At 62.4% G+C, this 25811-nt stretch carries 20 protein-coding genes, 2 rRNA genes and 3 pseudogenes; 7 read left to right on the forward strand and 18 right to left on the reverse strand.

The annotated features are described in order from the left end of the window. Together E4P82_RS16540 and rrf are read left to right on the forward strand one after the other, a co-directional pair. A 23S ribosomal RNA gene (locus tag E4P82_RS16540) occupies positions 1 to 334 on the forward strand; the annotation flags it as partial. A 63-nt stretch (positions 335 to 397) separates the two neighbouring features. Beyond that, positions 398 to 513, forward strand: a 5S ribosomal RNA gene (gene rrf, locus E4P82_RS16545). Between the two features lie 61 nt (positions 514 to 574). On the opposite strand, the pseudogene E4P82_RS22330 reads toward rrf, so the two are convergent. The 4 genes and pseudogenes from E4P82_RS22330 to E4P82_RS16560 form a co-directional block, all read right to left on the reverse strand. Next, positions 575 to 1129: pseudogene (locus E4P82_RS22330) on the reverse strand (YihY/virulence factor BrkB family protein); the annotation flags it as partial. 25 nt (positions 1130 to 1154) lie between these two features. Continuing rightward, a pseudogene (locus E4P82_RS23790) lies at positions 1155 to 1466 on the reverse strand (YhjD/YihY/BrkB family envelope integrity protein); the annotation flags it as partial. Positions 1467 to 1483: 17 nt separating this feature from the next. Continuing rightward, the gene (locus E4P82_RS16555) at positions 1484 to 4039 is read right to left on the reverse strand and encodes an NB-ARC domain-containing protein (RefSeq protein WP_169249919.1); all 2556 of its coding nucleotides are present in this window, start codon (positions 4037 to 4039) and stop codon (positions 1484 to 1486) included. Next, positions 3988 to 5745, reverse strand: a complete 1758-nt coding sequence (locus tag E4P82_RS16560; protein ID WP_169249920.1) for a TIR domain-containing protein — start codon at positions 5743 to 5745, stop codon at positions 3988 to 3990. Before E4P82_RS16560 ends, E4P82_RS16555 begins: the two co-directional genes overlap by 52 nt. 158 nt (positions 5746 to 5903) lie before the next feature. Here E4P82_RS16560 and E4P82_RS16565 point away from each other — a divergent pair, with 158 nt between their 5' ends. Next, complete coding sequence (locus tag E4P82_RS16565; protein ID WP_169249921.1) at positions 5904 to 6344, forward strand: Hsp20/alpha crystallin family protein; 441 nt, start codon at positions 5904 to 5906, stop codon at positions 6342 to 6344. Positions 6345 to 6443: 99 nt separating this feature from the next. Here the strand turns inward: E4P82_RS16565 and ptsP are convergent, their stop codons facing one another. Beyond that, the gene (gene ptsP / locus E4P82_RS16570) at positions 6444 to 8714 is read right to left on the reverse strand and encodes a phosphoenolpyruvate--protein phosphotransferase (RefSeq protein ID WP_169249922.1); all 2271 of its coding nucleotides are present in this window, start codon (positions 8712 to 8714) and stop codon (positions 6444 to 6446) included. 265 nt (positions 8715 to 8979) lie between these two features. Here ptsP and E4P82_RS16575 point away from each other — a divergent pair, with 265 nt between their 5' ends. Continuing rightward, positions 8980 to 9900, forward strand: a complete 921-nt coding sequence (locus tag E4P82_RS16575) for a cation diffusion facilitator family transporter (protein WP_169249923.1) — start codon at positions 8980 to 8982, stop codon at positions 9898 to 9900. 30 nt (positions 9901 to 9930) lie between these two features. Here the strand turns inward: E4P82_RS16575 and E4P82_RS16580 are convergent, their stop codons facing one another. The 8 genes from E4P82_RS16580 to E4P82_RS16615 form a co-directional block, all read right to left on the reverse strand. Further along, on the reverse strand, positions 9931 to 11622 hold the full coding sequence (locus tag E4P82_RS16580; RefSeq protein ID WP_169249924.1) for a coiled-coil domain-containing protein: 1692 nt from the start codon (positions 11620 to 11622) through the stop codon (positions 9931 to 9933). 221 nt (positions 11623 to 11843) lie between these two features. Beyond that, positions 11844 to 12800, reverse strand: coding sequence for a M23 family metallopeptidase (locus E4P82_RS16585; protein ID WP_169249925.1), 957 nt, complete (start codon positions 12798 to 12800; stop codon positions 11844 to 11846). 11 nt (positions 12801 to 12811) lie between these two features. Beyond that, on the reverse strand, positions 12812 to 13471 hold the full coding sequence (locus E4P82_RS16590; protein ID WP_169249926.1) for an NAD(P)H-binding protein: 660 nt from the start codon (positions 13469 to 13471) through the stop codon (positions 12812 to 12814). A 508-nt stretch (positions 13472 to 13979) separates the two neighbouring features. Next, positions 13980 to 14231: a YfhL family 4Fe-4S dicluster ferredoxin gene (locus E4P82_RS16595; protein WP_169249927.1), complete on the reverse strand. Its 252-nt coding sequence runs from the start codon at positions 14229 to 14231 to the stop codon at positions 13980 to 13982. 117 nt (positions 14232 to 14348) lie between these two features. Beyond that, entirely contained in the window at positions 14349 to 14837 is a 489-nt protein-coding gene (gene coaD / locus E4P82_RS16600; RefSeq protein ID WP_169249928.1) for a pantetheine-phosphate adenylyltransferase, read from the reverse strand. Positions 14838 to 14904: 67 nt separating this feature from the next. Further along, a complete protein-coding gene (rsmD, locus tag E4P82_RS16605) occupies positions 14905 to 15483 on the reverse strand; it encodes a 16S rRNA (guanine(966)-N(2))-methyltransferase RsmD (RefSeq protein WP_169249929.1) in 579 nt (192 codons plus the stop codon). Continuing rightward, the gene (locus tag E4P82_RS16610) at positions 15480 to 16868 is read right to left on the reverse strand and encodes a M16 family metallopeptidase (RefSeq protein WP_169249930.1); all 1389 of its coding nucleotides are present in this window, start codon (positions 16866 to 16868) and stop codon (positions 15480 to 15482) included. Before E4P82_RS16610 ends, rsmD begins: the two co-directional genes overlap by 4 nt. 76 nt (positions 16869 to 16944) lie before the next feature. Then, positions 16945 to 18321: a M16 family metallopeptidase gene (locus E4P82_RS16615; protein WP_169249931.1), complete on the reverse strand. Its 1377-nt coding sequence runs from the start codon at positions 18319 to 18321 to the stop codon at positions 16945 to 16947. Between the two features lie 447 nt (positions 18322 to 18768). On the opposite strand from E4P82_RS16615, the gene E4P82_RS16620 reads away from it, so the two are divergent. Further along, a complete protein-coding gene (locus E4P82_RS16620; RefSeq protein ID WP_169249932.1) occupies positions 18769 to 20172 on the forward strand; it encodes a sigma 54-interacting transcriptional regulator in 1404 nt (467 codons plus the stop codon). A gap of 87 nt (positions 20173 to 20259) precedes the next feature. Here E4P82_RS16620 and queG read toward each other — a convergent pair whose 3' ends face one another. Then, positions 20260 to 21351, reverse strand: a complete 1092-nt coding sequence (queG, locus tag E4P82_RS16625) for a tRNA epoxyqueuosine(34) reductase QueG (protein WP_169249933.1) — start codon at positions 21349 to 21351, stop codon at positions 20260 to 20262. A gap of 72 nt (positions 21352 to 21423) precedes the next feature. On the opposite strand from queG, the gene E4P82_RS16630 reads away from it, so the two are divergent. Together E4P82_RS16630 and tsaE are read left to right on the forward strand one after the other, a co-directional pair. Beyond that, positions 21424 to 22908 carry an NAD(P)H-hydrate dehydratase gene (locus E4P82_RS16630; protein ID WP_169249934.1) on the forward strand — a complete coding sequence of 495 codons (1485 nt, stop codon included), beginning with the start codon at positions 21424 to 21426 and terminating at the stop codon, positions 22906 to 22908. 3 nt (positions 22909 to 22911) lie between these two features. Next, positions 22912 to 23376 (forward strand): tRNA (adenosine(37)-N6)-threonylcarbamoyltransferase complex ATPase subunit type 1 TsaE, encoded by a 465-nt coding sequence (gene tsaE, locus E4P82_RS16635; RefSeq protein WP_169249935.1) that lies wholly within the window; start codon positions 22912 to 22914, stop codon positions 23374 to 23376. Here tsaE and E4P82_RS16640 read toward each other — a convergent pair. The 4 genes and pseudogenes from E4P82_RS16640 to E4P82_RS16655 all read right to left on the reverse strand — a co-directional run bounded on the left by E4P82_RS16640 (position 23371) and on the right by E4P82_RS16655 (position 25744). Continuing rightward, complete coding sequence (locus E4P82_RS16640) at positions 23371 to 23799, reverse strand: Uma2 family endonuclease (protein WP_420887134.1); 429 nt, start codon at positions 23797 to 23799, stop codon at positions 23371 to 23373. The two genes, tsaE and E4P82_RS16640, sit on opposite strands and share 6 nt — an antisense overlap. Before the next feature lie 182 nt (positions 23800 to 23981). After that, on the reverse strand, positions 23982 to 24122 hold the full coding sequence (locus E4P82_RS16645; protein WP_169249936.1) for a hypothetical protein: 141 nt from the start codon (positions 24120 to 24122) through the stop codon (positions 23982 to 23984). A 58-nt stretch (positions 24123 to 24180) separates the two neighbouring features. After that, positions 24181 to 24601: pseudogene (gene dksA / locus E4P82_RS16650) on the reverse strand (RNA polymerase-binding protein DksA). 153 nt (positions 24602 to 24754) lie between these two features. After that, positions 24755 to 25744, reverse strand: a complete 990-nt coding sequence (locus E4P82_RS16655) for a zinc ABC transporter substrate-binding protein (protein ID WP_246327651.1) — start codon at positions 25742 to 25744, stop codon at positions 24755 to 24757. Between the last annotated feature and the right edge of the window lie 67 nt (positions 25745 to 25811).

The following is a 25811-nucleotide window of genomic DNA, read 5'->3' on the forward strand; positions in this document are numbered from 1 at the left end:
GTACGCGAGCTGGGTTTAGAACGTCGTGAGACAGTTCGGTCCCTATCTGCCGCGGGCGTGGAGATTTGCGGGGCGCTGTTCCTAGTACGAGAGGACCGGAATGGACAGACCTCTGGTGCACCGGTTGTCACGCCCAGTGGCATGGCCGGGTAGCTACGTCCGGACGGGATAACCGCTGAAAGCATCTAAGCGGGAAGCCCCCCCCAAGATTAGATCTCCCGAGTCCTTGAGACTCCTGAAGGTCCGTTGGAGACCACGACGTGGATAGGCGGGCGGTGGACGCGCGGTAACGCGTGCAGCCTACCCGTACTAATTGACCGTGCGGCTTGACCCTGCAACACCCAAAGTATGTGAGATTCCCCTCCCGCGCATGCATCGTGCCTTCCACCCCTTTTCGCCTGGCGACCTTAGCGCGTGGGAACCACTCGATCCCATCCCGAACTCGACCGTGAAACCGCGCCGCGCCTATGATCGTGTGAGATCTACTCACGCTAAAGTCGGTCATCGCCAGGCAATTTACATCTGAAAACCCCCCACTGTGATCACAGTGGGGGTTTTTTGTGTAATCCGCTCCTCAGATACGCGGTTGTGGGTTGTTTTGGCTGAATTCCGGTAACGACTGTTCATACTCGGCGATCACCTGCGCGCCCAGCAGGATAATGATGCTAATGGCATACATGGTGATGAGCACGATAATCACACCCGCTAGTGAGCCGTAGATCACGTTGACCGTCGAAAGATTGGCAAAATACCATACCAGACCGTAGCGGACTCCTTCCCACAACAGAGCGGCGGCGATGCCTCCGATAAGGGCATGTCGCCACGGCAGGCGGCCGGCTGGCATTAGCATGTAGATCAAAGTGAGCACACCGACTTGACTGCAAAAACCGATTCCATAGAGCAAGGTCACGGTCAAATCGCCTAGCGACCAGTGCCAGCCCAACAGTTGGATTTCGCCGGTCGCCAAGGTTTGCAGCGCGCCATTGAGCAAGGTCGCTGTCAACAGACCAAACCCCAATAAGACAACGTACAAGTAAGGAAGCAACAACGAAATCAAGGTGTGCCGGATGTGTAGTACGCGTCGGTGAGCAAAAATCGCCGCCATCGCGCTTTCCAACATGCCAAAGGCCGCCGCGCTGAAAAAAAAATAAGGTACTGGCCATGATCCAGCTTAGAGCCCGCCTTTGATCGAGAAATTGTCCGACTTGGTTCAGGATAAGGTCCGATTCACCGGGCACGAGCTGTTCCAGAAAGCGGCCCAGAGTGGCAAGCAACCAGGTTTTCTCCAATATATTGGATAGAGCGACCAATAACAGGATAAGCAACGGAATCAGTGACAGCAGCGCGTGATAAGCGACGGCGCTGGCCAGCAAGGTCCCTCGATTGGCCTGAAAATGGCGCAATACTCTGGCAAGGAACGCGAGAGGATGATGGAGAATGATGCGGACAGGATGAGGAGCTTGCATGAATGGTTGGGCCAGGCTCAATGGGAGGCGAGGTATTCCAGCAAGAGCTGGATTTCCGCCGCATACTGGTAGTGCAATTCCGGGTCGGCGGCTAACTCGGGATCGCGAGAACCCGCCAGAATAGCCTGTAGCTTTTCGATCAACAGCCTACCGGTCGATGGAACATTGGGGCTGGCCGCGATCTGGTCCAGTTTGGTGGCGAGCGCGCTGGCATCGCCGGCTTGAATGGCGTGACCCACCTGAGCGCACAAACGGGTGCCGGGGTTGGTGTTTTCGCCACCCGCTTGCCGATACGCGAGATATTTCTTGATGGCTTGCCGCCGCGCTTGATCGGCCACATTGGGGTTTTGAACCGCCTGACCCAGGTCGCGCAAACCGCGGCGGATCGCCCAGTTGCGGGCCGTGGGGCTGTCAGGCAGGTTGCATTCGCTGGCGCGGTAGAGTTCCTGACGGGCATCGTCGTGCCGCCGCAGCTGAATCAGTACGTTCGCCAGCTTGTTGCGGCTGGCTTCCTCGCTGTGACTGTCGCCCAACTCCCGGTAAAGTTCCGCCATTCGGCGATAGGACAAGGCGGCGGGTTCGAGTTGGTTGAGCAACTGATGCAAATGGCCCAGCTCGCCCAGCGTTTCGGCGATCCCGCTCCGGTTACGCTGCTGCTCGTATAGGTAAAGAGCCTGCTGACAGGCATGAAGCGCCGCTTCGATCTCGCGGTTCATTTTCCGAGCCAGACCGAGTTGCCGCCAAGCCTGCGCCGCGCCTTCCGGTTCGCCCAGCGCTTCGAATGTCCGCCGGGCGGTGTCGTACATCTTGGCGGCTTCGGCGTAATGCCCCTGCCGCTGACGCACTAGGCCAAGTTGCATGTTGTTGGTTGCGAAGGTCGCATTGTTGGTGTTGGGGCCGGCGTGCGCCAGCGCGGTCTCATAGGCGTCGACGGCTTCCTGCAAGCGTCGTAAATAGGTCAGGCAATCGCCGTTTTCGGCATCGGCGACCGCAGCCATGCGGTTGGCGTTGTCGTTGCCGGCATCCGCCAGCTTCTGAAACAGTTGACGGGCGGTGGTCAGTTCCCGCGAGGCCGGTTCGGCGGCCTCGGCCAGCTTTAGCAGCTTGCCCAGTTGAAAATGCGCGCGGGCCAGATCGTAGCTGGCGCCAGCGTAGGCATCGGCGCCAGCATCCTGGCAGAAACGCAGCATTCGCCTCGCCGCTTGCAGGGCATCTTCCAGCGCGCCATCGTTGCGCAGCCGTTCGACGTTCAAGCGCTCGGTTTCGAAGCGAGCCCGGCTCCAGCCGAGCAGCGCTTGACCAGCCCGCTCACGGGCGGTCACGACTTCGGCCAGTGTGGCGGGGAGGCCGAGATCGGCCAGCATGTGTTCCAGTTGAACCGCCATCCGAGCGACTCGTTCGTGGGCGGCGTGCTGGATATGGTCGCGCAGTAAAGCGAGCAAATTGGGCAGTTCCAGCCGCAGCAACCGGGTCGCGCGGGCGTTATCCTTGAAATATTGCTGGTAGAGGACCGCCAGCAGCCGTTCCATGCCGGCACGCCAGCGTTCCCGCCAGATCGTGCGCTGATCCGGGCTCAATTGGTAGGCCAGGTAGTGGGTTAGCGCGGAATCGAAGCGCAGATGACCGTAGCCCTGATCTTCAGCCAAGCCCAAATCGATGATCCGCGCACAGAAAGTATCGGTGGCCAGCGTATCGGCGCTCATGGCATGCCCCAGGGCGATGCGGTTGATCCCTTCCCGGCAGAACGCGAGTACTGTTAGTGATTCTCGGTCTTGGCTGGAAAGTCGGCGCAAGGTGAGCTCCAGGCTCAGGTAGAGCGGCCATTGCGGGTCGTCGCCGTGAATGTGCAATAACTTGGTCCGCAGCGGGTGCAGTAGCTCGAAGACCGCGCCCACGCCTAGGGTGCCGAGTTCATGGGTCAGGCAGCGTAAGGCGCCCGGATGTCCCCCGGCTAGCGCGGCGACATCGCGCAACTGTCGGAAACTCTTGCCGCTGTCGGTGTTCGGCGGCATTTCTCGTGCCTCGATCAGTATCTGACCAATCATGGCGATGGCATCGTTTTCGCACAGCGGGCTCAGTACCGTTTCCGTCCAGGGTGGGGCGAAGGAGGGTGGGCCGATCCGGCCAAGCCCCAATAGACGAAGGTCGGGCCAGTCGTCCAGCAACTGCTTCCAAAATTGATCGAATGCTTCATCCTGCTCCGAGGGCCACCGCTCCAACTGGTCGAGCACGATCAAGGTCGGTTCCGTGTGCAATGTTTGCCGGAGGTAGTCCAGCGCTTGCCACTGAGTGGGGTAGCGCACGACCGACCAGTGCCTGCCTTCCGGGAGCAATTGTTGGCCCAAGGCTTCCAGCAGCATGCGAGTGTCGTCGACATCGCTGGCGCGGATGTAGGCGATGTGACGGTAGCGGCCGCATCGTGTCTGCCAATCGGCCAGGGCCACCGCAGCGGCAGTCTTGCCGCTGCCACCGGGTCCGCGCAGGAAGACGCTGGTATGAGTTTCGAACAGTCGCTCCAGAATCAACAGGTCGCGCCCGCGCCCGATGCATCTGACCGCGGAAGGCTCGGGCAACGACTCCGGTGGGTCGGATCGGGGTCGGTCGAGCAGCCGGCGCCAGAGATCCAACGGGGGGGCGCACGGTGAGCCGGGGGATCGTGCTGGCCCAGGTAAAGGGCACAAGTCGGCCAGTCCTGCAAATAAACCCCGCCGCCGCCCAAGCCGACGGTGCGGTAGCTATCGCTGGCCAGTTGGCGGTGGCCGGCGAACATGGCCTGGCTGATACGGGATCCCCGTAGTAGTTCTTCGTAGAATGCCGCCCAGAATCGGCGCAGAGTCTCCATCGGTGTGCTGGGATGGACGGTGATCGTGGCCGCGATACCCGCCGCCAGCAGAGCGGAGACCAACTCGGACACGGCGGTGGAGCTGGTGTCGTCTCTGGAACAGGCCAGAACGACCAGGCGGATGCGGTAGGTGGCCAACAGGGACGCCAGTGCTGACGCCGGGACAAAGTGGGTTTCGCGACAAAGCGGTGCATGCAGCTCATGGCTGGCCTCGAATCCGAACACGGCGACATTCTGGTCAGGGTCGTGGCGAAGATAGCCATTCAGATGCAGGGTGGTGAAGGGTCGCCCGGCGGACCAGGCATCGTTCAGCCGTTTTTCCAGCGTTGCGAGCGTCGGTGGGTTGAGCAGTTGCAGTTCCATCAGGCCACCCAGATTGCCGAGCGCTTCCAGTAGCGGCAGGGTATGGCGGCGGTAATCGGGGTGGCCGGTCGGTTCGATATCGGGGCGTGGGCTGATCGCCAGGACGCGCAGCGGTGGGGGAGCCGGCGAAAAAGGGTCGCCGCCGCCGGAGAGCTGGCGCTGGAACTGGATCGGTTGTTTGCCTTGGAGCAGAAAGCCGGCCTCATCGCGCAGCAATTCCCAAGGCAGGCCGAGCACCGCTGCGGCGGTTGCCGGGGCGGCATCTGTCCGCACCACCAAGCGGTGGTCGCGAGCGTCCGGATCGTCGCGCCAAGCCGTCACCAAGTCCCGCAAGTCCGGCGCACCGAGAGTGGCCTGATAGAGGGTGTGGCCCCAGGAGGCCAAGCAGGTATCGACATGGCGGGCAAGCTGGCGAACGGTATCGATTGGCCAGCAGAGGTGATCTTGTAGGTACCAACGCAGAATGCGTGGATCAGGTGGCTGGGGTAGCAAACCGACGTTCGTGCTGACGATGCTCGGGGTTCGCAAGGGGTGATGGTTAAGCCTTGCGGCGAGCCGCCAACCCTCAGGAGCCATCGGATTGCTCTGACTGAAAATGAGTTCCAGTTCCACCGGCGGTGGACGAGTGCGGTCGGTGGCGGTTTCGCTGGGCAGCGGCTCGCCCAGTGCCGTCAGCAGGCCCGGCATCACCACGCCTAGTCCCTCGGTGGACAATCGAACCGGGGCGGTTCGCGGTGGCGGGGTGAACCAGTGATTGAGGATGGCGAGGTCAACGCCGGGCAGTAAGAGGGGAATGACCCGATAGCTACTCGCTCGACGCCGTTCCGTTTCCTGCGCGATCTCGATCTCCCTCCGTAACCAGGCCGAGTCACCGGTGTTGAGGCCGAGCACCACGATGACTTGGCGAGCCTGTTCGATGGCCCAGCGGATCCCGGGCGCCAGCCGTTCGCCGCCGCGCAAGCCGTGCGTATCGCGCCAGATATTCAGACGGTAGGTTTCCAGGGCCAGGGCCAAGTCCTGGGCGAAGGCGGCATCGGCATGGGCATGGCAGATGAAGATGGAGGCGGTGGCCATCGTGCGACTCCGGAAAGGTGTCGGATCCACTGAGGATGTTAGCGCAAAAATACCCCCATGGAACGCTTGAAAAGCGCGGGTTTGCCCCCATCTTAACGGTAACAGTCAAGGGGCGTTCGATAAAACGCCGGAACCCAAACTATAGAGGAGGTTTGACCATGGCTCTGATGCGCTATGAACCTTTCAATCTGTTGAACCAGTTGCAGCGGGAAATGAACCGGCTGCTGGATACCGGTCGCTTGGGCGACGAGGAGTCCGGTAATATTTTGGCTGACTGGGCGCCGGCGGTGGATATCAAGGAAGAACCGAATCAATTCATCATCCACGCCGATCTGCCGGGTGTCGAGAGCAAGGATATCGAGATCACCCTGGAAAATGGAGTTCTGACCCTGAAAGGCCAGCGGAGCGCCGAGAAGAAGGAAGAAACCGAACAGTATCGCCGGGTTGAGCGAGTGCGCGGAACCTTCCTGCGGCGGTTCTCGCTGCCGGATGTGGCCGATGCCGACAAGGTGAGCGCCAAGTGCAAGGACGGCGTGCTGGAGGTGATCGTACTCAAGCGCGAAGCGGCGCAACCGCGGCGGATCGCCATCGAAAGCTGATTCGACTGCGGCGAGGCGCGGTGACGTGCCGTGTCCCGGTGGGTAGTACGGAACAGCGCGGGCTTCGGCCCGCGCTGGCGTTTTGCGCGGCGGACGCGATCAATGGATCTCGTGCACGATTTCGCCCAGACCCGCGCGCCGGAGGGCATCGTTGAGCAGCCGGCGTACCTGCCGGACGGTATCCAGTTGCAATGCCTGCCGTGCCAGTTCCCGCGTTTCGGCCCGGGTGAAGCTGCGGATCGCCCATTTGACTCGCGGCAGGCTGACGGTGCTGGCGCTCAGGCTATCCGCGCCCATCCCCAGCAGCAGCACCGCCGCGCCGGGGTCGGCCGCCATCTCTCCGCATAAGTTGACCAATCGATCGGCGTGATGCCCTTCCGCGATGATATGCGCAATGGTTTTTAGCACCGCCGGATGCAGGTTGTCGTACAAGCCGGCGATATGGGCATTGTCGCGATCCACTGCCAGCAGATACTGGGTCAGGTCGTTGGTGCCGACCGACAGGAAGTCCACCTTCCGCGCCAGTTGCGCGGCCTGCCAGGCAGCGGACGGTACTTCGATCATTACCCCGATCGGGGGTCGTGCCGCTGGCCAGCCGTCTTCCCGCAATTCCCGATGGGCCTGATCCAGCAGTCGCAGCGCCTCCTCCACTTCTTCGACGGTGGTGATCATCGGGAACAGAATGCGCAAATTGTTGAATTCGGCGTTGGCGCGCAGCATGGCGCGCAACTGTGTCAGAAATATTTCCGGGTGATCAAGGGTGAAGCGCATCCCGCGCCAGCCGAGGAAGGGGTTTTTTTCCTCAATGGGGAAATAGGGTAGGGTCTTGTCGCCGCCGATATCCAGGGTGCGCATCACCACCGGTCGCGGCGTGAGGGCGGCCAGCATTTGCCGATAGATTTGGTACTGCTCGTCTTCGCTGGGGAACGACTCGCGCACCATGAAGGCAAATTCGGTGCGGTACAGGCCGATGCCCTCGGCGCCGCTGTCGCGGACGGTGGCTATGTCGGTCAGCAACCCGGCCTTGGCGTACAGCGACAGCGGATGACCGTCGCGGGTGACGGTTGGTTGGTCGCGCAAGGCGTTGAGCTCGGCCGACAATTCGGCCTCGGCGGCGATCAGTTGCCGATATTCTTCGCGTACCGCCGGGTCCGGTTCGATGTAAATCCGGCCCTGATAGCCATCCACGATAACGGCACAGCCCTCGTAGCGGCCGATCGGCCGGTCGCCCAGACCCATGATCGCCGGGATGCCGATCGCCCGGGCCAGAATGGCGACATGGGACAACGCCGAACCGCGCAGACAGACCAGACCGGCCAGTCGTTCCGGTGGTACCGCCGCCAGGTGGGCCACACTCATTTCCTCGGCCACCAGCACGCAGCGCTCGGCGACGGGTTCGGTTTGTCGGCCAGAACCCGCCCGAAGATGATGCAGCACCCGTCGACCCAGGTCGCGGATATCCTCGGCGCGGGCGCTGAGATAAGGATCCTCGGCCCGCTCCAGCAGCCGGACCCTGGCCAGCACCGCGTCGCGCCAGGCGGCCGGCGCCCAGCGGCCGGCCTGGAGGATGCCGGCCAGGGTGTCGCCAATCAGGCTGTCGCTGCTTAGCATCATGCGGTGGACGGTGAACAACGCCTGCTCGGTTGGGGGCAACAGCGGCGACAGCCGTTCACAAGCGCCGCGCAGCTCGTTATCGACGGTGGCGATGGCTGCCCGAAACGCCGCTTCCTCGGCGGAGGGATCGAACGCCCGACGGTCGGGAACGTCGTCGAGTTCGGCCAGCAGGTGCGGGATGGTCACGATGCCCATCGCCACGCCCGGCGCGCCAGCGATGCCTTGCAGGGCGCGGGTGCCGGTCGCCAGCGGGTTGAGCAGTTCCTGGGTGGCGCCGCTGAGAATGGCGTGATTGAGGGTGCTGGCCAGTTGGGCGGCGATGGTGACCAGGAAATCCACCTCGGCGGGATGGAACTGGCGAGAAGCGGTATGTTGGATGGTCAGAACGCCCAGTACTCGGCGATATTGAATCAGCGGTACGCCGAGGAAAGCGTGATAGTCCTCTTTGTCCACGTCCTGGACCAGATGGAACCGGGGATGGCGGGCTGCGTCTTCCAGATTCAACGGTTCCTGGCGTTCGGCCACCAGCCCGATCAATCCTTGCTGGCGGTTCAAGCGCACGCGGCCAACGGCGCGCGGATTCAGGCCGGCGGTAGCCATCAGAACGTACTCGCGATTGTCTTCGTCGGCCAGATAGAGGGTGCAGGCAGCGACGTGCATCGCATCCCGAATCTGGTTGACCGTGATCGCCAGCGCACTGGGCAAATCCGGCGCGGCGCTGACATCCTGAACGATACGGCGCAAAGTTTCGAGCATGTGGCGGGATTCCTTCCGGCTGGAAACGGTTCGAAGCATGAAAGACGCCACCACAATGGACTGCGATAGCGCGAGGTAACCAAACATTATTACGTGGTGGCTCAAAATGTTGGCAGCTCCATGAGAGGCGTGATCGCGAAGGTTCCGGGGTGGGTGAGTACACCTTATATGGCTAAGGTTACCAATGACTCCAAGAGTTCGCGCCGCGTGTCGGCCGGAGGCCCGTTAGAATAGATCGTTTTCAAATGACCGGGAATGAAGGCTTATGCACGATGCAACACCATTGACCGCCGATCCGGCCCAAACCGCCCGCTTAATGCGGCGGGCGACTTACGCTTCGGTGTTTACCGCCACGATGTTGATCGTCGGCAAGCTGGCGGCGGCGTTGTTGACCGGATCGGTCAGCGTACTGGCGTCGCTGATGGATTCGATGATGGACGTGGCGGCGTCGATCATCAACCTGCTGGCGGTGCATTACTCCCTGCAACCTCCCGATCGCGAGCACCGGTTCGGGCACGGCAAGGCGGAACCGCTGGCGGGGCTGGTGCAGGCGGCCTTCATCGCCGGTTCGGCGGTGTTTCTGATCCTGAACGCGGTGGACCGCCTGCTACACCCACAGCCGATCAGGGATGCCCTGATCGGCGTTGGCGTGCTGTCGTTCGCCATGGTTGCCACTGGCGCGTTGTTGCTGTTTCAGCGTTACGTGATCCGCCGCACGCAGTCCACGGCGATCCGCGCCGATGCCTTGCACTATGCCACCGACCTGCTGACCAACGCCGCCACCATCGTGGCGCTGGGACTGGCGATGCTGGGTTGGCCGAGCATGGATCCGATATTCGCGATCGGCATCGCGCTGTACATTCTCTACAGCGCCGGCTATATCGGCTACGAATCCATTCAATTGCTGATGGATCACGAACTACCCCCGGAAGTGCACGCCCGGATCAGGGAGATCATCCGCGCCCATTCACAGGTGCGCGGCATGCATGAAGTACGCACCCGCCGTTCGGGACAGACCTACTTTATCCAATTGCATCTGATGATGGACGACCATCTGACCCTGGTGGAGGCACATCGGGTGGCCGACGAGGTGGAAGCATCCCTGCTGGCAGTGTTTCCCAATGCCGACGTACTGATTCACGAGGACCCGAACAGCGAGTCGCCACCACAACCGCTGCCGGGGTGAGCGGGCGCTCGCTGATCGGCGGGCGGTGCGTCAGGGCTGTACCGACGGTAGATGCACGGTCAATTGGTCGAACGGAATGGTCCAGCCGTATTGGTTGCAGGCACTGACGGTGGTGCGTTGCAAGAAGCGGCGAATGGGCCAGTAGTGTTCGGCCCCGCTGCCCATGAAGACCGCCACGATCAACAGATTGAGCGAGGATGCCGCCGCCTCGTTGAATTCCACCAGCAAATCCTTGAGATGGGAACGGAATGGCTGCTGTTCCAGGTGTGCTTCGAGATACGCGCGCAATTGAGGCACGATTTCGCTCAGGATTTCGCCTTGATGACAGTAGTCCAGCCCGAAGACGACGGGTACCGCAAAGCCTTCCAGCGATAGATTGCGCGGGTTCTTGCCGAGATAATCGGCAACCGTAAAGGTCTTGACTGCTCCGATGACCTGTAGCTGTACCACCTCGGGGGTCTGTACCAGCACCTTGCCGTAGATGTCGCCGTCCAGAATGACGATGTCGTTCTCCCGGCTGGGAAACCAGGATTCCTCTGGCGCATGAGGACGCGACTGCAAATCGACCAGCCGGTCGAGCGGTAGACGCAAGGTGCCGCCGCGCAGCAGTGGGTTATGCAGGGTCGAATAGACGTTCAGTGAGGTGATGCGCCAAGGCACGCCAGCATAGACGATCCGTTCGCCTTCCCGGACGCTACCCATGTCGAGCAGGATGCGGATTTCCGCCATGTAGCGCGGTAGCGATTGCCGCAGGCCCCACAGAATGCCGATCGCCAACAGGATCAGCAAACCAAGTAGCAGCCAATCGCCTCGGGCGTACAAGATGAAGGTGGATACGAAAAAAGCCAGCACCAAGGTGAGTGTCTTGAAGGCTAGCGCGGTTACCCGTGCCAGCCGGCGTGTTTTCCGTTGGCGACCTCGGCCAGTGAGCTGACCGGCCAGTAAACCGAATCCGCTCAGTAGCAGATAGGTCACTATAAAACCGCCGATCGCCAGCACTAGATTGAGACCGCGGCCGCTGGCGAATTCCTGAAGCGTGAGTGTGAGTCGCTGGTTGCTTCGTTCGTTTGGCGCCGTCAGTCGTTCGAGTTGGGCATTGATGCGCTGCAGGCGGCTATCGGCTTCCTCGCGATGGTCTTGCCACTGTTCCAGTGTCGTCTGCAATGCCTTTTTTACGGGGGGCTCCTTCACCGTCGCCAGGGTGTGTTCGATATGGGCAATGGCCTCGTCGGTGGTTTGCAGCCGGTTTTCGTACAAGGTCCGCTCACTGCGCAGACGTTCGATCGTGCGCGGTCGCTCGGTCAGTCGTTTCAGCTCGTCGAGCAGCGGCCGGATTACGTCCTCGATTTCCTGTTGCCAGTCGAAAGCGGCCTCGGTTTTTTGCTGGAGTTCGGCGCTACTGGAGCCGCCGGTGGCGATTTCCTCGAACGAGGCCTGCAACTCCTTCAGCCGGTTGGTGACCTGCGCCGCCTGCTCGTTGAGTCGCTGCGCTTCGGCGGGAGCTGGAGTGCGTTTCAATTGCCGGTTCAGATCAGCGCGATCGTTCTCGACCTCCCGGATCGTGTCGAGCAATGTCCGTAACTGCTCTTCCCGCGATGGAGCGGCGACGGTGGGCTGCTCCTGCGTTGCGGGGACGGTTTCCGCTGGGGTGGTGGTCGGCTGGGCGTGCAGACTTTGCATCGGTAAGCCAAGAACCAAAAGGATTAGCCAGCGAAAGGACATGAGATTCCTCCTTAAGTGAGACTTGAACAAACAAAAGCAGTTGGCTGGAGCGAGGCTCCAGTTGCTGATCAATGACTGAAAATGCAATCAGGTGGGGTCATGCCCAACGTGAGGGATAGCGCGGATGGCGATCGGGAAGAAACCATGGCGTGGGCGACACGCGCCCATTTTGAAGCACGCCGAGACCATGGCGAAAAAGCGGTAGGGAGATGACATACGGTTCAGTACGCCGTCAGCAACATGCCGGCGACCGGGGTGATTCCTTCTCCGTCGGACCCGGCGAACTCGAAGGGGATCGAGACCAGTTCCATCCCCGCGTTGCGCTGGATTGCGAAGTGCAGGTGCGGGCCGGTGGAAAAACCGGTGTTACCGGAGTTGGCCAGCCAGGTGCCGCGTTTCACTCGCTGCCCCGGTGCCACCTGAATCGAGTCGGGATGCAAATGCGCGTAAACCGCCATGGTGCCGTCGTCGTGCAGGACGCGCACCGCGTTGGCTCGGCTTTGATATTTCGGGTCGGTGCCACCGTCGAAGAAATCGCCGGCCACTTCCATGATGGTCCCGGCCCGCGCGGCGCGCACCGGAGTGCCCAGCGGCAGGCCGATATCCACCGCGTAACGGCTCTGCGGATGTTGGTGGCTGAAGCCACCGTCGAATGCTTGGCTGATGCGGAACCGTTGCCCTGGCGCGAACGGTGGCGCGTAGGGCTGCTCGGGTCGATGCGTGGCGGCGGGATCGCCCAGCACCGCTCGTACTTGGTAGCCGTAGCTCCAACGCGTGCCGATTGGCTTGAGCGTGACCGCCGTGAGTTCCGTGCGGGCCGGGACGACCACCCGCACGGGTAGCGGCGGCTCGGCGCGCATGTTCTTCAGTACTTCGGCACTGATTTCCACCTCCACCGGGCCGTAATAGTCGTTGATCGCCGCCAGCACCGGCGTTTCCGGAGTGCCGCGGTTTCGAATGCTGATTCTGGCCGGTAGATCGCGAACCGCCAACTGACTGATCTCGACCGGCACGCCGGTGGCGGGCGGCCGGTCGGTGAACGACCAGGCGCCGTTAGCATCCTGATATTTGTAGAGTTTTTTACCCAGCGCCGGTTGCGATTCCAGCAAGGCCAGCACCGCCAGCAAGGCGATCGCCGTCGGCCCCGGCGCTTGAAAGCGTGTTCGCGCGATACGCATGCGGATCGTGGTCAGGGAGTGAAATGGTGGATGTGTACGCCTTCCTGGTCACTTTTGGCCAGCTCGACCATTTTGGCGGCGACGGTTTCCGCCGGCACCGGCCGATAGCGGCTGAACGGTCCCCACAGAAAAGGCGTCCAGAGTGGCGCCAGTCGTTGGCTCCAGTCTTCGACCGGCCGGGCTTCGCGGTGTTCGCCCAACAACAGCGAAGGACGCAGCAGGTGAACGGTCTTGAATGGCAATTCGCTGACCGCCGCTTCGGCCCGGCCCTTGACCCGGTTGTAGAAAACCGGCGAACTGGGGTCGGCGCCGACCGCCGAGATCAGCACGAAGCAGGGCACGCCATGCGCCGCCGCCAGCCGAGCCAGTTCGGCGACGTAGATGTGGTCGACCTTGGCGAACGCTTCCGGCGAACCGGCCGCCCGGTGGGTGGTGCCCAGGCAGCACAGGACGGCATCGGCGTCGATGGCGCCGGCGTGATCGCGCAGTTGATCGAAATCCACCAGGTGTACGGTGAGTTTCGGGTGAGTCTGTTCCAGCGGATGGCGAGCGAAGATCGTGACCTGGCCGATGTCGTCGTCCGCCAGCAATTGGCTCAAACAATGCCCTCCGACCAAGCCGGTCGCTCCCACCAGTAAGACGCGGATTGCCGATTGTCGTTGTTCCCCCATGTTGGTGCTCCCGATCTTGGTCACTGGATTCTTGTTGCTGAATGTTTGACGCGAGATCCCGCGCCGGCCGAATCTCGAACTGTTTGTTGGATACCCGTTAAAGCATAGTCGTCGTTTGGCTTTTCCCAAATCGCGCGAGCGATCGGTATCCGTCGCCATCGACAAGGAGCAAATCGCATGCCCGATGCAAAATCGACCGGGATGCCGCCGAACGCGCGAACCTCCGCCGCCGAGCGGTCTATGCCAAGCGGAGAACCCGAAGAGCGTCGAATTTCAGACCGATGTGGGAAAAAGTGGCGCCGGTTGTGCGAGCGCTCGTGGCGGGGGGCTCAAAACCAAGGGCGGAACGCCACCCCGCCTTCCGGGCACAGTGCGTGTCGGGGCGGGGTTGGCGGCTATCGGGTCAGAGGGTCGACATCGGTCGATTGAGCGATCCCACGCGGTCTCCGAGCGATGTGCACCGGGTGATCCGCGTACCAGGGCAGGTGGTCGCTAATGGGATCGGATCTCAAGCCGTGCTGGTCAGCTTCTCGTACTTGGTTTGCAGTTGCTCGTCGGTTTCGGCGTGGTTCGGGTCCGGGACGATGCAGTCCACCGGGCAGACCTCGATGCATTGCGGGGTATCGAAGTGGCCCACGCACTGGGTGCAGCGGCTCGGATCGATCTCGTAGATTTCTTCGCCCTGATAGATGGCTTCGTTCGGGCATTCGGGCTCACACACGTCGCAGTTGATGCATTCGTCGGTGATCATCAGTGCCATGGCTGGCTCCTCGATTCTATTTTGTTAATTTGCGGCCGGTTCGCGGCACCGGCGGGTTGCAACTCAAGCCCGTCCGACCGGGAGCGGTCAGGCTGAATTTCCGAGTATTTTACTCAATTAATGGCGCAAGGCGAATTTCGCCGCCAGCGCCGCTTCCACCTTGGGGTGGACGAACGGTGCAATGTTCCCGCCCAGCTTGGCGACTTCGCGCACCAGACTGGAGGAGACGAAGGCGTATTGTTCGGCGGGGGTCAGGAAAATGGATTCGATCTGGGGGTTCAAACGACGATTCATGCTGGCTAATTGGAATTCGAATTCGAAATCGGATACCGCGCGCAACCCGCGCATGATGACGTTGGCGCCGACGCTCTTGGCGTAATTCACCAGCAGGATGTCGAAACCGCGCACCTCGACGTGAGGCAGGTGCGATACCACCTCATGCACCAGTGCCACCCGTTCCTCCAGGGAGAACAGCGGTTGCTTGTTGGGATTGGCGGCGACACTGACGATCAGCCGTTCGAACATGCGCGCGCCGCGCTCGATCAGATCGGCGTGGCCGTTGGTGATGGGGTCGAAAGTGCCCGGATAGATGGCGACGACGGACATGGGCGGTTCCTGGCGGTGCGGGGATTGCACGAATTATCGGGAAAGCCAAGCGGCAAGGCAACCGAACCTAGATAGGTATTTCCCGCCGCGCCAGTCGGTAAGTCACCGCACCAGCGGTTTTTTCCCGGCAGGGCGTCCAGCACGCCGGCAAGGCGGGTGTTCCCGCTTCCGCCTCGGACTCAAGATAGATCCAGGCGCTGGTCGCCAGCCAGCCGTTTGCCTCCAAGGCCGCGCAACTGGGTTCCAGCAGACCTTGCCCGAACGGCGGATCGAGCAGCGCGATCTCGAACGGTGTTCCCGGCTGGCGTAGCCAGGCCAGGGCGTCGGCCTGTTCGACCCGGGCGTTGTGCGCGTGCAACCGGTCGAGGTGATCTCGCAGGGCGCGGGCCGCGAGCGGATGGCGTTCGACGAATACCACCTCGGCCGCGCCGCGCGACAGTGCCTCGATGCCGAGCGCGCCGCTGCCGGCGAACAAATCCAGGCAGCGGGCGCCGGGCAGGATCGGAGCCAGCCAGTTGAACAGGGTTTCCCGTACCCGGTCCGGGGTCGGGCGCAGACCCGGCAGATCCGGGAAGGTCAACCGGCGGCCGCGCCATTGCCCGCCGATGACGCGCAACTGGTTGGCGCGACCGCCGCGCTGGCTCATGAGCGGGCCGGTTCCGGTGGTGTCGGGGGGACGGGTGCGCTGGCCGGACCCGGTGAGGTCGGCGCGTTTTGACCACCGCCGACGATCACCACGATTTGCCGGTCGGGTTGGATATGCCGTTGCCAAGCGGTCTTGACTTGCTCCAGGCTGATGCCGTTCATGGTGGCGATGAAGGTTTGCAGGTAATCCAACGGCAAACCGTAGAACGCGATCAGCCCCAGATAATTGGCCAGCTTGCCGTTACCGGCGAGGTCGAGCGCGAAGCCGCCGGTGATGTTCTGACGGGCTTCCTCCAACATCTGGGGATCGGGACCGTCGGCGCTGAACTGGCGCAGGGTGGTTTGCGCCACCTGGAGCGCGGTGTCCGCCTGATCGTTGCGGGTTTGCAGATTGATCAGGAAGGGGCCGGTTTGCCGCATCGGCGAAAAAGCGCTGTAGGCGCCATAGGCCAGCCCGCGCTTTTCGCGGATTTCCTGAGACAGTTGCGAGACCAGGCCGTTGCCACCTAGCACATGGTTACCCAGATAGAGTGCGTAGTAGTCCGGGTCGGCGCGGCTGACCCCGAGTTGGCCGATGAGGATATGGCTCTGGCTGGAAGGATGGGGAATACGGATGGTTGGGTTGAGCGGGCGGAGAGGAGGGACCGGCGGGGGTGGTGGCATCGGTTCGCCCTTGGGCAGGCCGCCGACCAGGGCGTTGGCCAATTGTTCGGCGGCGGATCGGTCGAGGTCGCCGACGATGGCGACGACCGCATTGGCGGCGGTGTAGTAGCGGCGATGGAAGTCCTGAATGTCGGCGCGGGTGATGGCGTTCAGGCTGGCCGAGGTGCCATCGGCCGGCGAGCCATAGGGATGATCGCCGTACAGCGCCTTGAAGAAAGCGTCCTGGGCGATGGCGCCGGGCGACTGGGCGCGTTCCTGGAGCGCCGTCAGCATTTGCTGGCGCACCCGCTCCACCGCGTCGGGAGCGAAACTCGGTTCCTTCAGCAAGCGGGCGACGGTTTCGACGGCGGGTTGCAGATAGCGCGGATCGGTCAAGCTACGCAGCGCCACCGAAGCCGAGTCGCGCCGCGAACTGGTGGCCAGTTGGGCACCCACCTGGTCCAAACGGTCGGCGATGGTGTCGGCCGACCAGTCGCCGGCGCCTTCTTCCAGCAAGCCGTTGGTCAGTTGCGCCAAGCCTGGTCGTTCGCCGTCGCGGACCGAACCGGCTCTGAACAGGATTTGCGCGTCCACCATCGGCAGTTCCCGGGCGGCGATGAAGTAGACCGGCACGCCGTTGGCGGTGTGCCAGTTCTGGATTTCGGGGATGGCCTGAGCCAGGCTGGAGACGCACAGCAACGCGGTGGCGAGCAGGCCCGATAGCGACGGTTTCAGGGAAGACATGGTTGGAAGAATCCTGTGCGCCTCTCTCCCTTTCCGGGAGAGAGAGGTTGGGAGAAGGATCGAGATTGGAGGGCTTTTAGCGGATCGCATGATCCGTCCCGGCTCCGGGCGCGGCCGGACGGCGGCCGTCCAGCGGTAGCGGTTCCAACGTGGCCACGGTCAAGCGGTCGTCGGTCAGGTACTTGCGGGCAACTTCGCGCACCTGTTCCGGGGTGACCGCCTGGAGGCGCTGCACGTAGTCGTCCAGCCGGTTCCAGCCCAGCCCGACCGTTTCCAGCATGCCCAGCCGCATCCCCTGGTAAAATAGCGAGTCCTGCTGATAGACATCGGAGGCGACCGCTTGGGCGACCACCCGCGCCAGTTCCTCGGGGCTTACCGGCTCCTCACGCAGTTTGGCGATTTCGGCGCGCAGGGCTCGTTCCAATTCGGCGCTGGTGTGACCCGGCGCCGGGTTGCCGGCCAGTAGAAACAGTTCTTCCAGCCGCGAGGTCAGGTTGTAGCCGGCGCCGGCGGCGGCGGCGATCTGGGAGCCACGCACCAGATCGCGGCTGATCCGGCTGCTGTTGCCGCCGTCGAGAATGCCTTCCAGTACATCCAGGGCGTAGGGTTCCCATGCTTCAGTGGCGGTTTTCAGGGTCGGTGCCTTGTAGCCGAGCAGGACGTAAGGCACTTCGGCCGGGGTTTTGACCACGATCCGGCGCTCGCCTAGTTGCGGTAGTTCTCCCGCCGGCTTGGGTGGAGTCAACTCGCTGGGTGGTAGCGGCCCGAAGTGTTTCTGGGCCAAATCGCGAACCTGGGTCGGGTCCACATCGCCGACCACCACCAGGACGGCGTTGTTCGGTGCATACCATTGCTGGTACCAGTGCTTGAGATCGTCCAGGGAGAGAGCCTGGATGTCCTGCATCCAGCCGATGATCGGGTGGCGGTAGGGGCTGGTGAGGTAGGCGGCGGCGTTGAACCGCTCGCTGGTCAGCGACTCGGGTTGGTCTTCGGTGCGCAGCCGGCGCTCCTCGGTCACCACCTGAGCTTCCTTGCTCACGTCCTCCGGCTTGAGCAGCAGGTGGCGCATCCGGTCGGCTTCCAGCCGGAAGCTGAGCTCCAGCCGGTCCTTTTCCAGAGTTTGAAAATAGGCGGTGTAGTCACGGCTGGTGAAGGCGTTCTCGTCTCCGCCGTTGGCGGCGATCAAGCGAGAGAACTCGCCGCCCGGCACCGTCGGCGTGCCCTTGAACATCATATGTTCCAGCAGGTGGGAGATGCCGGTCAGGTTGCTGGGTTCGTAGCTGGAGCCGACCTTGTACCAGACCTGCGAAACCACCACCGGCGCGCGATGGTCTTCGCGCACCAGGATTTTCAGGCCGTTGTCCAGGGTGAATTCGTGGACCGGCGTGGCCGCGAAGACGGCGGGGGCTATGGACAGCCAAAAGGCTGCGAAGAGGGTTCGACTGCGCGACATGAGATCTCCGGGTTTGGTCGATTCCAAGATTGCGGTTTCGGCCATTGGGCAGTCGGTGACGGCAAGGGTTCAGCGCGACGCACACGTATCGAGAGAGTCATCTTGCGATCATTGTGCGTCCATTGTTCCGTGGTGCTGTCTGGGGTGATGATCTTGCGTAGGCACATCAGGCCATGTCCTTTATGGCGATACTCGATCGATTTTCCCGGCGTCGGGCTTATCCAACGTCGAGTCCGTCAATCGCCTAGTTAATCGCTCAGAATCTAGAGTAAAATCGTACGCATTGTGAAAAGTAAGTTACTGTTGGGTATTGTATTGGCACGCCAACCGTTATTGATCGTCTCGTCGCTTAAGCGGCTTCGTCACCACCCGCGATCTTGCATTGTCGATTGCCCACAGCCTAGATTGAACTAATATAAGCGCATCAACGTTCCTCCGGTGGTTGCAATGTCCTCATCCCTTCCGTCCAGCAATGGCACCGAGATTATCGTCGCTTCCACCCAGTCTCGGTTGCGGGTCAAGTTCGAGGCGATCGAGCTGCGCGTAATCGCCGGCCCGGACGCTGGCCTGGAAACCAGTCTTGGCCTGCCGACGGTATGCATGGGCTCGGCGTTGGACAACGACATCGTGTTGAGCGACCGCGCGGTTTCTCGTCGGCACGCGGAAATTCGCATGACCCCGAACGGGTTGATGCTGCGCGACCTCAATTCCACCAACGGTACGTTTATCAATGATATACGCATCACCGAAGCCTATATTCCCCCGAACGCCGAATGCCGACTCGGTTACTCTCGGCTGTTGATCCGCCAGCACACCGAGGAGCGTAAGGTGGCGGTATCGCGCCAGGACCGATTGGGCGAACTGGTGGGCGCGAGCGAGCGGATGCGGGAACTGTACGGCATGATCCAAGCCGTGGCCGCCACGCCGACCACCGTGCATCTGCACGGCGAGTCGGGCTCTGGCAAGGAGTTGGTGGCCCGTACCCTGCACGCCCTGTCGGGCCGTACCGGGCCACTGGTGGTATTCGACGCCTCGGTGACCGAGCCCGAGATGGTGCGCAACGACTTGTTCGGCCATATCAAGGGCGCATTCACCGGCGCCACCGGTTCGCGCGAGGGCGCATTCCGCCAGGCGCACACCGGTACCTTGTTCATCGACGAAATCGGCGAGCTGCCACTGGATTTGCAGCCGCGGCTGCTTCGAGTGCTGGAAAGCCGCGAGGTTACGCCGATCGGGTCCGATAAATCCGCCCGGGTGGACGTGCGCGTCATCACCGCCACCCACCGTGACCTGACGGCCATGGTCCGCGCCGGCGCCTTCCGCGCCGATCTGTTCTATCGCCTGTCGGTGGTGCCGATCGAGTTGCCCGCGCTGCGGGAGGTTCGCGAGGATATTCCGCAGATCGCTCGCCACCTGTGCAAGCAGTTGCAGTTGAGCTGCCAGATTTCGGCGGCGGCCATGGCGGCGCTGCAGAATTACTCGTGGCCGGGCAATGTGCGGGAATTGCGCAATGTGCTGGAGCGGGCGGCGGTGATGTGCGGCGAGCGGGAGATTGGTCCGGCGGATCTGCGCTTGCCGCGCGAGGCAGCGGCGCCAGCGGCACTAGCGGCGCCAGCGGCGCCCATCGCCTCGGCTCCCTTTCCAGCCCAAGCCGAGCCGATTTCCGCCCCGCCGTCGCAGCCGAGCGCGGCCGATGCTCGCGCTCACCTCAAGGAAATGGAACGGCAGATGATTCTGGACGCCATGGGACGCAACAGAAACAACAAGGCGGCCGTTGCCCGCGAGTTGGGTATTCCGTTGTCCACGCTGAAGCGTCGCCTCAAGGATTACCAGTTCGACGACGACGAGTGATCCTGGTGTCAAGCAGCAAGGGAGCGCCGCGCGGTCGAAGTTGAGAATACCCCTCCCTCCAAGAACGTGGGTGGCCTCGTAAAAACCTTACAACCCACTCGTATCGACTGACTTGCTCGCTTGCTCCGTCAGTGCCCAGGCGACGTGTTCCCGCACCAGCGCCGACGGATGCGCCATCCGGCCTTGCAAGGTGGTCACCACCGCTACCGAACGCGGCGCGTTGCCCAGGGCCACGGCGATGTTGCGCAACCAGCGCTCATGGCCAATCCGACGAATGGCGCTGCCCTCGGTGCGGCGCAGGAATTTCGCCTCGTCCCAGCCGAACAGTTCGATCAAGCGCGGTGCATCCAGCCCGTGTCGGATACGGAAATCCGGCTCGCCGCTCGGTTGAGCGAAGCGATTCCAGGGGCAAACCAACTGGCAATCGTCACAACCGTAAATGCGATTGCCGATGGCACGGCGAAACTCCGGGGGAATCGGCCCGCGCAGTTCGATGGTGTGGTAGGAAATACAGCGGCGGGCGTCCACCCGGTACGGTGCGACGATGGCCTGGGTCGGACAGATATCCAGGCAGGCGGTGCAGCGGCCACAATGCGCGCCGGTTGGCCGGTCCGTCGGCAGCGGCAGATCTACGTAAATCTCGCCAAGAAAGAACCACGAACCGATGCGGCGATCCAGCAAATTGCTGTGCTTGCCGATCCAGCCCAACCCGGCTTTCTCCGCCAGCGCTTTTTCCAGCACCGGGGCGCTGTCGGTAAACACCCGATAACCAAATGGACCAATGGCGGCGGCGATGCGTTCGGCCAGCCGTTGCAAGCGCTGTCGCAATACCTTGTGATAATCCCGGCCCAGGGCATAGCGCGACACATAGCCCAGTTCGGGCTGGTTCAGCACGCTCCAGGACGCGGCGGCGGCTGGCGGTAGATAATCCATCCGGGCCGCGATCACTCGTACCGTGCCCGGTAGCAGTTCCGCCGGTCGGCCGCGCTTGAGTCCGTGCCGGGCCATGTAGTCCATTTCGCCGTGAAAGCCTCCGGCCAGCCAGTCGAGCAGCCGCGCCTCATGTGTGCTCAAATCGATATCGGCGATACCGACCTGTTGGAACCCGAGTTCGCGCCCCCATGTTTTGATGGTGGCGGCTAGTTCGGCGAGCTGGGCGTCGTCTGCGGCAACGGTCATGGAAGCGAGTAGAATTAATAAGAAGAAGGTTGGCTTATTGTGCCCCAATCGAGGCGGCGAAGGAGGTCTCCCATGCGTGAATTGCCCGTCGAACTGTACCGCGCCGCTCAGGTGCGGGAACTGGATCGCATCGCCATCGCGGAACGCGGCATTCCCGGTTATACCTTGATGAGCCGGGCCGGCGAAGCGGCATGCCAACTGTTGGGCCAGCGCTGGCCGAAAGCGCGGCGGATCGTGGTGGTCTGCGGCGGTGGCAACAACGGTGGCGATGGCTACGTGGTGGCGCGACTGGCCCGTCAAGCCGGGTGCGATGTCCGGGTGCTGGCGGTCGCCGACCCGGCCACATTGCGCGGCGACGCGCAAATTGCCTGGCGGGACGCCCGCGCCGCCGAGATCGTGATCGTGCCGTTCAATACCGCCGAATTGCATGATGTCGATCTGATCGTCGATGCTATTCTCGGCACCGGCCTGGAACGGGAGGTCAGCGGCCTCTGGCGAGAAGCCATCGAAGCAATGAACGCCAGCCCCGCCGATATCCTGGCGCTCGATATCCCTTCCGGCCTGCACGCCGACACTGGGGCAATCCTGGGTACAGCGATCCACGCGGCGGCCACTCTGACCTTCATCGGCCTCAAGCAAGGTCTGTTCACCGGACAAGGACCGGCCTGTTGCGGCGACATCGGTTTTGCGGATCTCGGCGTGCCGCCCGACATTTATCCGGCGTTGCATCCCGCCAGTTGGCGTTACGATGGCGAAGACTTGCCGGCGCTGCTGCCGCGTCGTCGGCGCAGCGCCCACAAAGGGCACTTCGGCCATGTGCTGGTGGTCGGCGGCGACTTGGGGATGGCGGGCGCGGCGCGGATGGCGGCCGAAGCCGCCGCCCGCTGCGGCGCGGGGCTGACCAGCATCGCCACTCGGGCCGCTCACGCTGGTTTACAGGCGGCGGTCCGACCGGAACTGATGTTCCACGGCGTCGAAACGCCAGCCGAATTGACCTCGCTGCTGGACCGGGCGACAGTGGTCGCCATCGGGCCGGGACTGGGTCGCGGCGCTTGGGGCCGAACCTTGCTACACGCCGTCCTCGCCAGTGACAAACCGCTGGTGGTGGACGCCGACGCGCTGAATCTGTTGGCTGCCGAGCCGGTTTTTCGCGACCATTGGATACTGACGCCGCACCCCGGCGAAGCCGCCCGACTGCTGAAAATGACTCCGGCCGAGGTCGAAGCCGACCGCTTCGCCGCCGTCGAGGAGCTGGCGCTGCGTTTCGGCGGCGTGGCGGTACTCAAGGGTGCCGGTTCGCTGATCGCCAGCAAGGCGGACGGGTTGGTGGCGCTTTGCGCGGTCGGCAATCCGGGCATGGCCAGCGGTGGCATGGGCGACGTATTGACCGGGGTCATCGCCGCGTTGCTGGCGCAGGGACTGCCGCCGTTCGCGGCGGCCCAGGCCGGCGCCTATCTGCACGGGCGAGCTGGCGATCTGGCGGCGCGGGAGGGCGGTGAGCGAGGTCTGATGGCCACCGATCTGCTGCCCTGTTTGCGGCAACTGGTGAACGTCTGAACCATGTTGGAACTTGATCTCGATTCCGCCGCCGCCACCGAAGCTTTGGGGGCACGATTGGCCGACGGGCTGACGCCCGGCTGCGTGCTCTACCTGAGCGGCGATCTGGGCGCCGGCAAGACCACGCTGACGCGTGGCCTGCTGCGTGCCCTTGGCCATCGCGGCACGGTGAAAAGTCCCACCTTCACGTTGGTGGAACCTTATCAGTTGAATGGCTGGCGGCTGTTTCACTGGGATCTATACCGATTGGCCGATCCCGAGGAACTGGAGTATCTGGGGTTGCGCGATCAGATCGACGGCGAGGCGGTGCTGCTGATCGAGTGGCCGGAACACGGTCCCGGCGAACTGCCCCCGGCCGATCTGGAAGTCACCCTCGGCTACGCCGGCGAGGGCCGCATCTGCCGGTTGGAACCTCGTTCCCCGTCTGGCCAAGCCCTGCTGGCGGGTTTAATCAACGTAACCTTATGACTCTTCCAGGTCTGTCCACAGCGCACCCAATTCCAGGGCAATGTCGGTAAACGGCTCGACACTAACAGCGTCCTGTTCCTGAAACAGCCCGATCACCGTCCAGCGTTCTTCGCGCAGGGCGAACACTTCCAGAGTATGCGCCAGCGGGTCCACCAGCCAGAGATACGGCACGCCATGGCGGGCATAAACCGGCATTTTGATCACACGATCCGTCTTGGCGGTGGACGGCGACAGGATTTCGCAGACCCAATCCGGCACGACTTCGATTCGATGATCGCGGGGCAGACGCGGCATCCGTTCCCGTCGCCAACCGGCGAGATCGGGAACCAGCACTTCGGTATCGCGGATGAAGTGAATTTCCGGCTCGTCCAGAATCCACCATCCCCCCCGGTCCACCACGCCCCCTGTGATAGGCGGAGCCAATATCCATTCCCAAGCCCGAACTGGCTAATGCATGTGGATTGGCGGGGCGTGGTTGCGCGTACAAGCGCCCGTTGATGATTTCGCCGGTCAGGTTGGCTGGCAAAGCTTCCAGTTGGGCATATAAATCATCCGAACGCGTCGCTTTTTCCATCACGGCGGACATGGCGATACCTCCTGCTGGCTCAGCGGTTCTTACGCTTTTTCAATATCTTAGAGCTTTCCTCGGGCAATAACGACATCGGTTGTCGATAACGCTCGATATGGAAACGCCACTCTCGTTTCACCTCGCCGACGAAGATCGTGCCGCCGGGGGCCGCGTCCACGGCGTGGTCGAAATGGCGGTGCGTCTGCGCAATTGCGGTGGCAGACTCGGTGGATCGTTCACGCCGCCTGGCTTTTTTCCTTTTCCTCTTCCAGATGCTTGCAGTCGATGCACAGCTCCGCCGTGGGCCGCGCTTCCAGCCGGCGCAGGCCGATTTCCACGCCACAGCCCTCGCAGTAGCCATAATCGTCGCTGGCGAGCCGACCGAGCGCCTTGTCGATCTTGCGCAATAGCTTGCGCTCCCGGTCGCGGGCGCGCAGGTTGATCGTAAATTCCTCTTCCTGACTGGCCCGGTCATTCGGGTCCGGCAGGTTCAACGGTTCGTCCTGCATGTTGGTCACGGCGCGTCGACCTTCTTCCATCAGTTCCTGTTTCCAGGCCAGCAGGATGGCGCGAAAGTGGTTTTTTTTGCTGGTCGTTCATGTACTCCTCACCTTCATTCGCGCGATAGGCCACAAAGCCCGCAAGCGTTTCAGTCATCGTTATCCGCCTTTAGCTTTTTAGAATGCCTCAAAAATCCAATGGCCAGTTGCGCTTGGCCATCCGATGTAACGCTCGGTGGTTATGCGTCAAGCACGGATTATTCTAGAAGGAAACTGCGACACTAGTGTGCAACTTGTGAGGATCGATCATTTAGACACCGCTCAGACAGGCGCGCAACGAGGCGGCAAGTCCTTGCAGGAGCTGGAAATAGGCGTCGGGACCTGGCGGCAATTCCGCGCCCAGTGGATCGAGCACGCCGCGGCGGGCAGCACTGCCGGCGATGATCGTTTCCACCAACGCCGGTTGGAACTGCGGCTCACTGAACACGCAACGTACCTGAAGATCGCGGATACGGGCCTGAATGTCCGCTACCCGCTTGGCGCCGGGCCGCCGCTCCGCGCTCATCGTCACCGAACCGATCGCGTCCAGGTCGTAGCGTTGTTCGAAATATTGATAGGCGTCGTGAAACACCAGGTAAGGCTGCTGTCTGACCGGCGCCAGTTCCGTGGCCAGTCGCTGGTTCAAGCGGTCGAGGCGTTCGATCAGCGCCGCGCCGTTGCGTTGATAATCGGCGCGATGAGCGACATCCACCTCACCCAGCACGGTCATGATCCGACGCACCATGGCAATGGCGTTGACCGGGTCCAGCCAGACATGGGGATCGTGATCGGCCTGGTGAACATGCTCATGCTCATGATCGTCGCCGTCTTCCGGTGTTTCGTGGCCGTGTTCGTCATGCCCATGTTCATGCCCATGTGGTTCCCAGGCGCCGCCCTCTCGCAGCGGTAGCACCGTCATGCCTGGAGCGTCCAACAACGCCACGATGCGGACCTTGTTCTTGACGTTATCCAGCGGCCGGATCAGAAAGCTCTCCAGGTCCGGCCCGATCCAGAACACCACTTGAGCCTGATCGATGGCGCGGGCCTCCGAGGGCTTCAGGCTATAGTCGTGCGGCGAAGCACCGCCGGACACCAGCAACAGCGGTTCGCCCACGCCCTGCATGACGCCGGCCACCAACGAGTGTACCGGCTTGATGCTGGTCACGATCTGGGGCTGGGTGGCCAAGGCGACCAGCGGCAGGAACAGCAATCCTCCCAACAGTTTTTTCAGTACGCCCGATCCCATTGGATTAAACTGCATCGCTTCACTCCTGATGTTATGTTATAGAATAACATTTGTTATAAGATAACACTTCAAACATTCAGTC

The organism is Candidatus Competibacter phosphatis, from assembly GCF_012939995.1.
GTDB lineage: Bacteria > Pseudomonadota > Gammaproteobacteria > Competibacterales > Competibacteraceae > Competibacter > Competibacter phosphatis.